At 68.5% G+C, this 12,653-nt stretch carries 10 protein-coding genes; 7 read left to right on the top strand and 3 right to left on the bottom strand.

The annotated features are described in order from the left end of the window. The first annotated feature begins 117 nt into the window (after positions 1-117). From PTQ19_RS08190 to PTQ19_RS08170, 5 genes are read left to right on the top strand one after another with little or no spacing between them, the layout of a single operon-like run. A complete protein-coding gene (locus PTQ19_RS08190) occupies positions 118-1,380 on the top strand; it encodes an RNA polymerase sigma factor (protein WP_274366984.1) in 1,263 nt (420 codons plus the stop codon). Further along, positions 1,377-2,696 (top strand): MurT ligase domain-containing protein, encoded by a 1,320-nt coding sequence (locus PTQ19_RS08185; RefSeq protein WP_206549795.1) that lies wholly within the window; start codon positions 1,377-1,379, stop codon positions 2,694-2,696. The genes PTQ19_RS08190 and PTQ19_RS08185 overlap by 4 nt, the downstream gene beginning before the upstream one ends. Continuing rightward, positions 2,693-3,445 (top strand): glutamine amidotransferase, encoded by a 753-nt coding sequence (locus tag PTQ19_RS08180; protein ID WP_274366983.1) that lies wholly within the window; start codon positions 2,693-2,695, stop codon positions 3,443-3,445. Before PTQ19_RS08185 ends, PTQ19_RS08180 begins: the two co-directional genes overlap by 4 nt. 19 nt (positions 3,446-3,464) lie before the next feature. Next, complete coding sequence (locus PTQ19_RS08175) at positions 3,465-4,154, top strand: alanine racemase C-terminal domain-containing protein (RefSeq protein WP_274366982.1); 690 nt, start codon at positions 3,465-3,467, stop codon at positions 4,152-4,154. Further along, on the top strand, positions 4,151-5,185 hold the full coding sequence (locus tag PTQ19_RS08170; protein ID WP_274366981.1) for an alanine racemase: 1,035 nt from the start codon (positions 4,151-4,153) through the stop codon (positions 5,183-5,185). Before PTQ19_RS08175 ends, PTQ19_RS08170 begins: the two co-directional genes overlap by 4 nt. A gap of 56 nt (positions 5,186-5,241) precedes the next feature. On the opposite strand, the gene PTQ19_RS08165 is transcribed toward PTQ19_RS08170, so the two are convergent. Next, positions 5,242-5,451 (bottom strand): DUF7455 domain-containing protein, encoded by a 210-nt coding sequence (locus PTQ19_RS08165; RefSeq protein WP_179410740.1) that lies wholly within the window; start codon positions 5,449-5,451, stop codon positions 5,242-5,244. A 175-nt stretch (positions 5,452-5,626) separates the two neighbouring features. Between PTQ19_RS08165 and PTQ19_RS08160 the strand changes: the two genes are divergently transcribed. Continuing rightward, positions 5,627-7,759: a DNA gyrase/topoisomerase IV subunit B gene (locus tag PTQ19_RS08160; RefSeq protein ID WP_274366980.1), complete on the top strand. Its 2,133-nt coding sequence runs from the start codon at positions 5,627-5,629 to the stop codon at positions 7,757-7,759. Positions 7,760-7,812: 53 nt separating this feature from the next. Here PTQ19_RS08160 and PTQ19_RS08155 read toward each other — a convergent pair whose 3' ends face one another. Continuing rightward, positions 7,813-10,251, bottom strand: a complete 2,439-nt coding sequence (locus PTQ19_RS08155; protein WP_274366979.1) for a DNA gyrase/topoisomerase IV subunit A — start codon at positions 10,249-10,251, stop codon at positions 7,813-7,815. Positions 10,252-10,333: 82 nt separating this feature from the next. Here PTQ19_RS08155 and PTQ19_RS08150 point away from each other — a divergent pair, with 82 nt between their 5' ends. Then, complete coding sequence (locus PTQ19_RS08150) at positions 10,334-11,461, top strand: alkaline phosphatase family protein (protein WP_274366978.1); 1,128 nt, start codon at positions 10,334-10,336, stop codon at positions 11,459-11,461. A 25-nt stretch (positions 11,462-11,486) separates the two neighbouring features. Here PTQ19_RS08150 and sepH read toward each other — a convergent pair whose 3' ends face one another. Next, positions 11,487-12,548, bottom strand: a complete 1,062-nt coding sequence (gene sepH, locus PTQ19_RS08145; RefSeq protein WP_274366977.1) for a septation protein SepH — start codon at positions 12,546-12,548, stop codon at positions 11,487-11,489. Positions 12,549-12,653: the final 105 nt, after the last annotated feature.

Here is a 12,653-nt window from a genome sequence, read left to right as displayed (position 1 = left end):
GTGATAATGGATAGCCGACCCGTTGTCAATGGCCGTTCTTATGAATCGGCTTGACAAGGGTCTTACTAGTGTCCGAAATGGCTCGGAGCGTGTGCACCGCTCCGTGAAAGGCGAAACGTGACTGCTGCCACGAGCAAGAAGACCCGGACGACCACGAAGAAGCCCGTCGCCGCTGAGGCGGAGACCCCCGAGGTCGACGGGGCCGCCAGCGAATCCGCCGAGGCGCCCAAGCCCGCAACGAAGCGCGCTCCCGCAAAGAAGGCCCCGGCGAAGAAGGCGCCCGCAAAGCGCGCCAAGAAGGCCGACGAGCCCGAGGTCGACGACGAGGCCGCCGAGGTCGACGAGCCCGAAGAGGAGGAGGGCGACAAGAAGCCCGCCTTCACCGAGCCGCTGCCCACCGGCGCGATCGTGATCTCGTCCAAGGACGAGGACGACGCACCCGTCTACTCGACGCAGATCACGGGTGCGACCGCCGACCCGGTCAAGGATTACCTGAAGCAGATCGGAAAGGTCGCGCTGCTGAACGCGGCCGAAGAGGTCGAGCTGGCGATGCGGATCGAGGCCGGTCTGTTCGCCGAAGAGAAGCTGTCGACGATGTCGGCGAAGGAGAAGACCAGTCAGCTGGGCCTTGACCTGCAGTGGGTCGCCCGCGACGGTCAGCGCGCCAAGAGCCACCTGCTCGGCGCCAACCTGCGTCTGGTCGTCTCGCTCGCCAAGCGGTACACAGGTCGAGGCATGCAGTTCCTCGACCTGATCCAGGAGGGAAACCTGGGTCTCATCCGCGCCGTCGAGAAGTTCGACTACACCAAGGGCTTCAAGTTCTCCACCTACGCCACGTGGTGGATCCGCCAGGCGATCACGCGCGCGATGGCCGACCAGGCCCGCACGATCCGCATCCCCGTGCACATGGTCGAGGTCATCAACAAGCTGGCCCGCGTGCAGCGGCAGATGCTGCAGGACCTGGGCCGTGAGCCCACGCCCGAAGAGCTCTCCCGTGAGCTCGACATGACCCCCGAGAAGGTCGTGGAGGTGCAGAAGTACGGTCGCGAGCCGATCTCGCTGCACACCCCGCTCGGTGAGGACGGCGACAGCGAGTTCGGTGACCTGATCGAAGACACCGAGGCCGTCGTCCCGGCCGACGCCGTGGGCTTCACCATGCTGCAGCGCCAGCTCGAGCAGCTGCTCGACTCGCTGTCGGAGCGCGAGGCCGGTGTCATCCGCATGCGTTTCGGTCTCGGTGACGGTCAGCCCAAGACGCTCGACCAGATCGGCGACACGTTCGGCGTGACGCGTGAGCGCATCCGCCAGATCGAGTCGAAGACGATGGCCAAGCTGCGGCACCCGAGCCGCTCGCAGTCGCTGCGGGACTACCTCGAATGAGCTCGGCGGCTCCCCAGGCGCGCTCAGCGGGTCTGCGGTACGTCTTTCCCGTGCTCGCCGGCAAGCTCGCGCGCTTCGCGACCCGGCTGCGCGGGGGTGGCTCCGCCTTCCCGGGTTACCTGACGAACCGGCTGGCTCCGACGCTTCTGCCCACGCTGGCGGATCAGTTCGCGTACGGCGTCGTCTTCGTACTCGGTTCGAACGGTAAGACGACCACCACGCACATGATCAGCGAGGTGTTGCGTGCGCACGGGCTGACCGTGTTCACCAATCCCACCGGGGCGAACCTGCCGCAGGGTGTCACGAGTGCGTTGCTCGCGGATGCCACGCTCACCGGCCGGATCAAGGCCGATGTCGCGGTGCTCGAGATCGACGAGGGCTTCGCGGCCGACCTGGCCGACCGCCTCTCGCCGTCGGTGATCCTGTCGCTGAACGTGCAGGTCGATCAGCTGTACCGCTTCTACGAGACCGAGCGCGTCGCCGACATGATGCTCGACGCCTCCACGCGAGCTTCGGCGCACGTGGTGGTCAACCGTGACGACCCTTATCTGTCGAAGATCGACGTCGACGCCATGCGCGCGCCGGTCACGTTCTTCGGTGTTGCGCCCGAGATCGTCGCCGCATCGGCGCACGGCCTCGCCAACGCCGTCGACACGCGCAGCGGCACGTCGGGCACCCTCGAACGCGATGCGTTCTCGGAGGTGCGCGAGGTATCGGGCCGCGACATCGTCGTACGTGTGGGCGATGCGGATGCCCGCGTCACGCTTCCGGCACGGGGCCTGCACTATGCGGCGGATGCTGCCGCGGCTCTCGCCGTGGCATCTGGGGTTCTGGGCGATCGCTTCGACGGTGACCGCGCGGCGGCCGGCTTTGCCACCATGGCCCCGGCCTATGGGCGTGGAGAGGTCATCCCGCTGCGGCGCGACCCGAATGGCGAGCAGGTCGAGTTCGTGATGTTCAAGAACGGCCCGAGCATTCAGATGAACCTCGACGCGCTTGAGGGCACCCCCGAGCGCGCCCTGATCGCGATCGACGAGGGAACCCCCGACGTCTCGTGGCTCTACGACGTCGATTTCGCCGCCCTGCCTCGCGTGGATGTCGTCACTGGTGACAAGGCGTACCAGTTGGCTCTCGCGCTGGCCTACGCCGGCGTCGAGATCGGCACGGTTGAGCCCGACATGGAGAAGGCGGTCGAGATCATGCGCTCCTTCCCCGAGACCGAGGCCGGCAAGCAGATGTGGTTCGTCAACTACGAACTCATGATGATCGGTCGTCGCCTTCTCGGCCACGGCGATCAGGAGGTGGCGCGCCGATGACGCAGTTCACGATCGCACAGCTCTATCCCGCAGAGCTCGGTATCACGGGCGACCGGGGCAACGTGCGCGCCGTCGAGCGCAGCGCCGCCGCCCGCGGGCTCGACCCGGTCACGGTGCTCGTCGGCCCGGGCGAGAGTCTGCCGGTCGACGTCGACGTCATCGTGATCGGCAACGGTCCGCTCTCCGCACTGCGCGGCGTGCACGCCGACTTCGTCTCGCGTGTCGATGCACTGCGCGACTACGTGGCAGCGGAGGGAGTGCTCTTCGCTGTCGGCGGTTCGGCCGAGCTGCTCGGCTCGGGGATCGACCTCACCGACGGTGGCACACTCGACGTGCTGGGCATCCTGCCGTACCGTGTCGCACGCACCCGCGACCGTCGCGTCGGGTACATCACGGTGCAGACCCCGGGCGTGCGCGTGGTCGGTTTCGAGGATCACGCCTCGGAGTGGATCCTGAGCGACCCCTCGCTCGCGTACGGAACCGTCACCGCGGGTCGTGGCAGCTTCGCGTCCGGCGAGGGTCGCGGCGAGATCGTCCGTCACCGCAACGCATTCGCCGGCAACGTGCAGGGGCCGGTGCTGCCGCTCAACCCCGGTCTGGCCGATGTGCTCGTCAGCGCCGCGGCGGAGCGCCGTGGCTTGGCACTGACGGATCCGCAGTCGGGTCCGCTCGACGATTACGCGCACGAGGCGCGTGCCGCCATCGACCGCTTCATCCACGACAAGGGCTTCAAGACCATCCAGCTCTGACGCGCCACCGGAGGACGACATGGCCAGTAGCAGTGCTCCGCGCGTGATTCTCGATCGCCGAGCCCTGATGCGCAACGCCGGCGAATCCGTGCGCGACGCCGTCATCGACTTGCGCCATGACGCATACGGGCACGGACTCGTCGAGGCCGCCCGCATCGTGATGGATGCCGGTGCCGCGAGTGTGTTGGTGGACGGCGACGACGACATCGCCATGCTGGCGGGGTACGGCATCTCGGCGAGAGCAGAGGGCTCAGCGGACATCGGCCCGCACGAGCTGTTCGGCATCCCTGAGGGCTCAACGGTTGCGACGTCGTCGCCGGTGATGCGGCTGGAAGGGCACGTGCTCTCGACCAAACCGCTGCACGCGGGAGAGGCCGTGTCATACGGCTACACGCATCGGGCGGATCGCGACACCCGCGTGGCGCTCGTCACGGGCGGATATGCGCAGGGCGTGCTTCGCGCGCTCGGCAATCGCGTCTCGGTGCAGATCGGCACGGATGTGCACCCGGTCGTCGGGCGGATCGCCATGGACGTGTGCGTCGTCGACCTCGAAGGCGGAGACGTTCCTGACGGAACACCGGTCACCTTCTTCGGCGGAGACGGCCGGATGCGGGATGCCCTGTCGCACTGGGCTGCGGTGACGGGGCTCACAGCGTTGGAGATCGCCGTCGTGATCGGCCGACACGCACCCAGGGAGTGGAGCGCATGAGCAATCCCGTCCTCGAGATCTCACGCGACCGGTTCCGGCGCAACATCGCGGCGGTGCGCGCACGACTGCAGCCCACCGAGCTGATGCTCGTCATGAAGGACGACGCCTACGGACACGGCCTGGACTGGTCGGTACCCGAGGCGGCGTCGGCGGGCGTGACATGGTTCGGCGGATACGACATCGATACCGCGCTGCGGATCAGGGCGCTCACCGATCGCCACGTCTACGCCTGGGCGACATCCGTGCCCGCTGAGATCGAAGCCGCCATCGTGGCGGGCATCCAGCTGGGAATCGGGTCGGCCGCGTACCTGAGCGACGTCATCGCGGCGGCGCGGCGCACCGGCATCCGCGCCGACGTGCACCTCAAGATCGACACGGGTCTGCACCGCAATGGTTTCCGGCCGGATGAATGGCCGCAGGCCGTGGCCATCGCCCGCGACGCAGAACACGACGGCGCCCTGCGCGTCGTCGGCGTGTGGAGCCACCTGGCAGAGGCGAGCGACGCCGAGGACGACGCAGCGCAGCGCGTGTTCGACGAAGCGGTGCGCCACCTCACCGAGGCGGGCGGTCGACCCGAGGTGCTGCATCTGACGGCGTCGGCCGCGTCGTGGTGGCGCCCTGAGCTGCGCGGATCGCTGAGCCGTATCGGCGCGTTCTGCTACGGCGTCCGCTCCGCCGACGGGCCTGTTCTCGACGGGATCTCACCCATCGCGAGGCTGGTGGCGACGGTCGACGCGGTGACGCCGGATGCCGTCATCGTGGGTGCCGGTGCCTTCCACGGACTGCCGTCGACGTTGCGGGGCACATTCGCGGCGACGTCGGGCGGGCCGCGGCGAATTCTGCGCATCGATGGCGGAAGCATGCACCTCGACCCGTGGGGTGGTGCCGAGGTCGGTCAGCGCGTGGTGGTCTTCGGACCCGGCGACGACGGAGAACAGGATGCTACGGCCCTCGCCGAGCACATCGACACGGTGGGCGAAGAGATCATCACCCGGCTGACGCCGGCCGTGCGTCGGATCATCACGGACTGATCCGTTCCGCCGGGGCGCCGCGTGATGTTCGGCGCCCGCGAGGGGCGCCGAACGGTTCAGGCCTCGATCAGTCGAGCGGTCTCGTCATGCCAGGTCGTGGCGACCGCGCGCAGCTTCTCCTCGTACTTGCGTCCGTGGTGCGCGCAGAACAGCAGCTCGGATCCGTTGACCTCCGCAGCGATGTACGCCTGTGCACCGCACGAGTCGCAACGGTCCGACGCGGTGAGGCGGTACTCGACGGTCTCTCGCTCAGTCGTAGCGTTCATCTCGTTGCCTCCTCGGGTATGGCGGGTAATCGTGCTCAATACAACCACGAGTCGCCTGGGGGAATGCCCGCCGACCGGCGTGTTTCGCTCAGCGCGTACGCCGTGATCGCGCGTGCGGAGTCCGGGGGAGTGTCGCGGTCCGCGGGTGTCGCCGCGCGAAATACAATTGAACATTGTGACCGCCGAGTATTCCGCCCATCATCTTCAGGTACTCGAGGGGCTCGAGGCCGTCCGCAAGCGCCCCGGAATGTACATCGGGTCGAACGGTTCGCCCGGCTTGATGCACTGCCTGTGGGAGATCATCGACAACTCCGTCGACGAGGCCGTCGCCGGCAACGGCGCGCGGATCGACGTGGTGCTGCACGATGACGGCAGCGTCGAGGTGCGTGACCGCGGACGTGGCGTGCCGACCGACATCGAGCCGCGTACGGGACTGACCGGCGTCGAGGTGGTCTACACGAAGCTGCACGCCGGTGGAAAGTTCGGCGGTGGTTCGTACGCCGCCTCGGGAGGTCTGCACGGTGTCGGCGCCTCGGTCGTCAACGCGCTCTCGGAGCGGCTCGACGTCGAGGTCGACCGGGGCGGCAAGACCTACGCGATGTCGTTCCACCGCGGCGAGCCCGGGGTGTTCGCCGACGACGGCGAGCCGCGCCCCGATGCCCCGTTCACGCCGTTCGAGGAGCGCAGCGAACTGCGCGTGATCGGCAAGGCGCCGCGCGGCGTCACCGGCACGCGGGTGCGCTACTGGGCCGATCGGCAGATCTTCACCAAGGACGCCACCTTCCAGCTGGGTGACCTCGAGACTCGAGCGCGTCAGACGGCGTTCCTCGTGCCGGGGCTGGAGATCGTCGTGCGCGACGAACGCCCCACGGCGCGTCCGAGCGGGCAGGCTGCTGACGGCGCTGAGATCGACGCAGGGCCGGTCGAGACGTCGTACCTCTACGAGGGCGGCATCTCGGAGTTCGTCGACTACCTGGCATCCGACGCCCCCGTCACCGATACGTGGCGCATTCAGGGCAGCGGAACCTTCACCGAGACGGTGCCCGTGCTTCAGGCCGATGGGCACATGAAGGCGACCGAGGTCGATCGCGAGTGCCAGGTCGACATCGCACTGCGCTGGGGCACCGGCTACGAGACCACCGTCCGCTCGTTCGTGAACATCATCGCCACGCCCAAGGGCGGCACGCATCAGCAGGGTTTCGAGCAGGAGCTGCTGAAGACCCTGCGCGCGCAGGTCGAGCAGAACGCACGACGGCTCAAGGCGGGCAACGACAAGCTTGAGAAGGACGACGTGCTGGCGGGCCTCACGGCCGTGCTGACGGTCACTGTGCCCGAACCGCAGTTCGAGGGCCAGACGAAAGAGGTGCTCGGCACCCCGGCGGTGCGCGCGATCGTCGCGAAGGTGGTGCGCACAGAGCTCGCGCAGCGCTTCACATCGACCAAGCGCGACGACAAGAACCAGGCGTCGATGTTGCTCGACAAGATCGTCTCCGAGATGAAGGCACGCGTCTCGGCGCGCGCGCACAAAGAGACCCAGCGGCGCAAGACGGCGCTGGAGTCTTCGTCGCTACCCGCCAAGCTGGTCGACTGCCGCTCCAACGATGTCGCCCACAGCGAGCTGTTCATCGTGGAGGGTGATTCGGCGCTCGGCACCGCGCGTCACGCCCGAAACAGCGAGTTCCAGGCACTGCTACCGATCCGGGGCAAGATCCTCAACGTCCAGAAGGCCTCGGTCAGCGACATGCTGAGCAACGCCGAGTGTGCGGCGATCATCACCACGATCGGTGCGGGTTCGGGACGCTCGTTCGACATCGCCGGGGCCCGCTACGGCAAGATCATCCTGATGAGCGACGCGGATGTCGACGGCGCGCACATCCGTACGCTCCTGCTGACGCTCTTCTTCCGCTACATGCGTCCGCTGGTCGAGGCCGGCCGCGTCTACTCGGCCGTGCCGCCGCTGCACCGGGTGATCGTGATGAACCCCGGCTCGAAGCCGAACGAGACGATCTACACGTACTCCGAGGCCGAGCTGCAAGCGCTGCTGACCAAGCTCCGCAAGGCGGGCAAGCGCTGGCAGGACCCGATCCAGCGCTACAAGGGTCTGGGTGAGATGGACGCCGACCAGCTGGCCAACACCACGATGGACCGCGAAGGGCGCCTGTTGCGCCGCGTCACCATCGAGGACGCCGAGTCCGCGGATGCCGCGGTGCGTACCTTCGAACTGCTCATGGGCAGTGAAGTGGCTCCGCGACGCGAGTTCATCATGAGCTCCAGCGACCGTCTCAGCCGGGAAGCCATCGACGCGTGACCTGTGGCGCCGGTGGTACCGGCGCCTCATTCCGCCCGATGCGAGGTGGCGGGTCAGCCGATCGCGGTTCCCACGGCGCTGACGACAGCATCCAACGGCTGTCCGGATCCGTCGCGCTTCGCACCCGACGCGGGCAGCTGGCGCACGGCGCCGTCGGCCCCGATCGCACGGGGCTCGACGCCCACCCAGGCCAGCCGCAGACGATCCTCACCCTTCAAGAAGGCGTGTGCGCGCACACCACCGGTCGCGCGACCCTTGGCGGGGAACTCCGCGAACGCCGAGACCTTCGCACGCCCGGCATCCGCACCGGCGAGGGTGCCCTCGGCGCCCGACACGGTGACGACGACCGCTTCGTCGGGCGAGGAGACGACGCTGAACGAGAGCACTTCGGCGCCGGCACCGAGCTTGACACCGGCCATTCCGCCGGCCGCGGCGCCCTGCGGGCGCACGTTCGCGGCTGAGAAGTGCAACAACTGGGCATCAGAGGTGACGAACACGACCTCGGCGTCGTCGGATGCCGAGGCTGCGCCGACGACCGTGTCCTTCGGCTTGAGGCCGATGACCTCCAGCTCAGGGCGCACCGGCAGCGCCGACGGGACGAAGCGCTTGACCACGCCGTCCTTGGTGCCGAGCGCCACGGGGGTGTCATCATCGAAGCGGATGAGCGCGAGCACGCGCTCAGTGCGATCGGTGAGTCCGAGGTAGTCCGAGATGCGAACGCCTGCGCCGAGCCCCACCGATGTGGCCGGGACGGCAGGGATGTCCACCGGAGTGAACCGGACGACGCGCCCGGTGCTCATGATGGCGCCGATCTCGCTGCGTGTGGTCGTCTCGACGCGGGCGATGATCGCGTCGTGCTTGCTGCGGCGCGCGGGTGTCGTGATCACGGCGCCCGGCTCGAGGTCGACGCGCACCGCGCGTCCGGTGGCGGACAGCAGCACGGTGGTGGGCGCGTCAGCGAACTGCAGCTCGGTGGCGGACTTGCTCGAGCGCGCCTTCGGCGGAGCGGCGTTCAGCAGCAGAGTGCGGCGAGGGGTGCCGAAAGTCTCGGCGACGGCATCCAGCTCGTGCGCGACCTGTGCGCGCACCAGCGCCGGGTCGGCGAGCAGGGTCTCCAGCTCGGCGATCTCGGCAAGAAGCTTGTCGCGCTCAGCTTCGAGTTCGAGCCGCGAGAACTTGGTCAGGCGGCGCAGGCGCAGCTCGAGGATGTACTCGGCCTGCACCTCGTCGAGCTCGAACACCTGCTGCAGGCGGGCGCGCGCCGTCTCGGAGTCCTCGGACGAGCGGATCACCTGGATGACCTCGTCGATGTCGAGGATCGCCAGCAGCAGGCCACGCACCAGATGCAGGCGCTCGTTGCGCCGGGCCAGACGATAGCGGCTGCGCCGGGTGACGACCTCGATGCGGTGCTGCAGGTAGACGCGCAACAGCTCCTTGAGTCCGAGCGTGCGCGGCTGCCCCTCGACCAGGGCGACGTTGTTGATCGAGAACGAGTCCTCGAGCGGCGTGAAGCGGAAGAGCTGCTCCAGGACCGCAGCCGGATCGAAGCCCGTCTTGATGGTGATCACCAGGCGCAGGCCGTGCTTGCGGTCGGTGAGGTCCTGCACGTCGCTGATGCCCTGGAGCTTCTTCGCGTTGACGGCATCCTTGAGCTTCTCGATCACCCGCTCCGGACCCACCTGGTAGGGCAACTCGGTGACGACGATGCCGGTGCGGCGCGGTCCGAGGGATTCGATCGACGTCTTCGCCCGCAGCTTGAACGCACCGCGTCCGTTCTCGTACGCGTCTTTGACGCCGTCGAGCCCCATCAGGATGCCGCCCGACGGGAAGTCCGGTCCCGGCACGAACTCCATCAGGTCGGCCGTGGTGGCGTCCGGGTTATCGAGCAGATGGGTGGCCGCTGCGACGACCTCGATGAGGTTGTGCGGCGCCATGTTCGTGGCCATGCCGACGGCGATGCCGCTGGCGCCGTTGACGAGCAGGTTCGGGAAGGCGGCCGAGAGCACGGCCGGCTGCTGGAACTGCCCGTCGTAGTTGGGCACGAAGTCGACGACGTCCTCGTCGAGGCTCTCGGTCATCGCGAGAGCGGATGCTGCCAGACGCGCTTCGGTGTATCGGGATGCCGCCGGACCGTCATCCAGCGAACCGAAGTTGCCGTGCCCGTCGACGAGCGGCACGCGCAGCGCGAAGGACTGCGCGAGGCGGACCAGTGCGTCGTAGATCGCCGAGTCGCCGTGCGGGTGCAGCTTTCCCATCACCTCGCCGACGACGCGGGCGCTCTTGACATGCCCGCGCTCGGGGCGCAGCCCCATCTCGGCCATCTGGTACAGGATGCGCCGCTGCACGGGCTTCAGGCCATCTCGTGCGTCGGGGAGCGCACGGGAGTAGATCACCGAGTAGGCGTATTCGAGGAACGAGCCCTGCATCTCCTGTGACAGATCGATGTCCTGGATGCGCTCCTGGACGGGCTCGGACGGCGGGGTCTTGGGCATGGGGTTCCTGCTGGTCGCTCGGGGCGGGGCTCGCGGCCATTGCGGCGGCGCGCGTCGGGAGGCCTGTGAAAGACTGGCCCGGATGTCTCTCATGCTACCGTCCGCCCTGGAAACACCGCGAAGCATCACCGGGGTGGCGCCGGGCCTCCTGGCCGCATTGCGCGGAGAGGGTGACGCGCTGCGGCCGGTGCGCTCGGCTGTGCTCGTCGTCGTCGATGGCCTCGGGGCGATCCCGCTGCGGGCCCACGCCGGGCACGCGCGCACGCTCAGCGCGGCAATGACGAAGAAGAGCGTCGGCGGCGCGGTCTTCCCCACCACCACCGCAGCGGCGCTGACCAGTCTGCTCACCGGGGTGGCTCCCGGCGAGCACGGCGTGGTCGGTTACCGCGTGCGGCATCCCGACCGTGACGTGCTCGTCAACCAACTGACCGAGTGGGAGGCGGCGGGTATCGATCCGCTGACCTGGCAGAGTGCGCCGACGGTATTCGAGCGCGCTTCTGCGGCCGGGCATGCGGCATTCGCCGTGGGGCTCGCCGGTCACATGCACAGCGGGTTCTCGCGCGCCACGTTGCGTGGCGGACGTTTCGTGCCCGCCGGCGCGGCGGCCGATCGTGTCGCGCAGGCGTTCGAGCTGGCTGATACGCACGACGGCGCGTTCGTCTACTGCTATCTGCCCGATGTCGACAAGGCCGGGCACAAGTACGGCATCGACTCTGCCGAGTGGGTGGCCGCGCTCGAAGACGTCGACGCCGCTCTCTCGCAGCGCGTGCCGGACGGCGTTGGCGTGCTGGTGACCGCCGACCACGGCATGGTCGATGTGCCGGCACATCGGCACCTGCTGCTCGATGCCGCGGGGGGCTGGCGCGATGGCATCCGCCACATCGGCGGTGAGCCGCGCATGCTGCACGTGTACACCGAACCGGATGCCGATCAGGCCGCTATTCTCGCGCGCTGGCGACGCGACCTGGAGGGCCTTGCCGACGTCGTCAGCAGGGCGGAGGCGATCGACGCGGGGTTGTTCGGACCCCGCGTGACGGATGCTGCGCGTGCACGCATCGGCGATCTACTGGCGATCGCACGCGCGAACTACGCGCTGTACGACGCCGATGCCGAGGACCAGCGCGGTCGAGGCATGATCGGACAGCACGGCGCACTCACGCCGGAGGAGTGGCGTGTGCCGTCGATTCGGCTCGGCGCGTTCGCGAGCTGATTCGCACCCCGGCGGGCGCGGCGTTCTAGTCGTCGGTGCGTGCGCCGAAGACGATCTCATCCCAGCTCGGCATCGCGTTTCGACGCTTGCGTCGACCGCCACCGGCATCACCGCTGTCGCCACGGGGCGCCGGCTTTCCCGACGTCGAGGGCTGCTCGGTGGGAGTCTCATCAGCCGGTTCCGGCTCGTTTTCGGCGCTGTCGAACAGCGCAATCGGCGCGGCTTCATCGCCGTCGTTGTCGTCGAGCAGCGGCGCGGACTCGCGCTGGCCACGGCGGCGCCGAAGCGCCTCGAGCAGATCTGCGGTCTCGGCGCTGGGCTGATGATCCTCGGGGGCACGTCGGGCAGCGGCCGCCTGGGCAGCGGCGCTGGAGTGCTCCGCCTCGACCGAAGCGTCGTCGGTGTGCTCGTCGGGCTTCGGCAGCAGGCGTGGACCGAATGCGCCGGAGTCGAATCGGCTGTCGTCCTTGTACGGCGAGACGCGCTCGTCATCGACCGCGCGCAGGCGCGGGATCAGACCGTCCGGAAGCGATCCCTGTCGAGACAGCTGCACGGCTTCAGCATTCGAGGGCGACAATGTGCTGCGGCGGGGGTCGAACGCCCAACGGGCGTCGTGCGCGACCTCGTTCGCGGTGAACTCGAGTTTGACGGTCCAGCCGGACTCGTCCTTCCAGCTCACCCAGCGCTCGTCGGTCGCAGCGAGGTCGGCGAGCTTGTCGCGCACGGCAGTGCCGAACGTCGGCTGGGCGTCGGGCTCGACATCGCTGCCGATGAGCACGGGCACGGCGAGTGCCTGGCCGACGATGTGCTCGCGCTCGGCGAGCACGGGGCCCTCGAAGCGGGCCACATCCGATTCGCTGACGCCGAGCAGCGCCGCGACCTCTGCGGCGGACAGGCCGGCGCGGATATGCGCCTGGATATCGCGCGGACTCGCCGCGAGACGCGCGGCCGTGGGCTCGGCCTGGCGGGTGGCGCGACGTACTTCACGATGCAGCACGTCGTCGATGGGCAGCGCGAAGCGCTGTCCGGACTCAGTAGCAAGGACGAGGACCCCTGCTTCTGTTCCGACGATGGTGACGTTTTCCATGCCAATGCCCCTCTGGTGGGTAGGGGTTCATCGTGTCATGCGTGCCTGTGCGCACCCGGGAATAGCGCGGGCGCGCCGCGAGTTTGCCCGGGAGAGTGCACGAGC

The organism is Microbacterium esteraromaticum (assembly GCF_028747645.1).
GTDB lineage: Bacteria > Actinomycetota > Actinomycetes > Actinomycetales > Microbacteriaceae > Microbacterium > Microbacterium esteraromaticum_C.
This window is presented reverse-complemented; position numbering and strand designations above follow the sequence as displayed.

What these genes read in the sequence shown, in the direction of transcription:
- PTQ19_RS08155 (WP_274366979.1), bottom strand. Translation starts at nt 10,251, where the DNA reads ATGCCCAAGACCCCGCCGTCCGAGCCCGTCCAGGAGCGCATCCAGGAC.
- PTQ19_RS08165 (WP_179410740.1), bottom strand. Translation starts at nt 5,451, where the DNA reads ATGAACGCTACGACTGAGCGAGAGACCGTCGAGTACCGCCTCACCGCG.
- PTQ19_RS08185 (WP_206549795.1), top strand. Translation starts at nt 1,377, where the DNA reads ATGAGCTCGGCGGCTCCCCAGGCGCGCTCAGCGGGTCTGCGGTACGTC.
- sepH (WP_274366977.1), bottom strand. Translation starts at nt 12,548, where the DNA reads ATGGAAAACGTCACCATCGTCGGAACAGAAGCAGGGGTCCTCGTCCTT.
- PTQ19_RS08150 (WP_274366978.1), top strand. Translation starts at nt 10,334, where the DNA reads ATGTCTCTCATGCTACCGTCCGCCCTGGAAACACCGCGAAGCATCACC.
- PTQ19_RS08170 (WP_274366981.1), top strand. Translation starts at nt 4,151, where the DNA reads ATGAGCAATCCCGTCCTCGAGATCTCACGCGACCGGTTCCGGCGCAAC.
- PTQ19_RS08175 (WP_274366982.1), top strand. Translation starts at nt 3,465, where the DNA reads ATGGCCAGTAGCAGTGCTCCGCGCGTGATTCTCGATCGCCGAGCCCTG.
- PTQ19_RS08180 (WP_274366983.1), top strand. Translation starts at nt 2,693, where the DNA reads ATGACGCAGTTCACGATCGCACAGCTCTATCCCGCAGAGCTCGGTATC.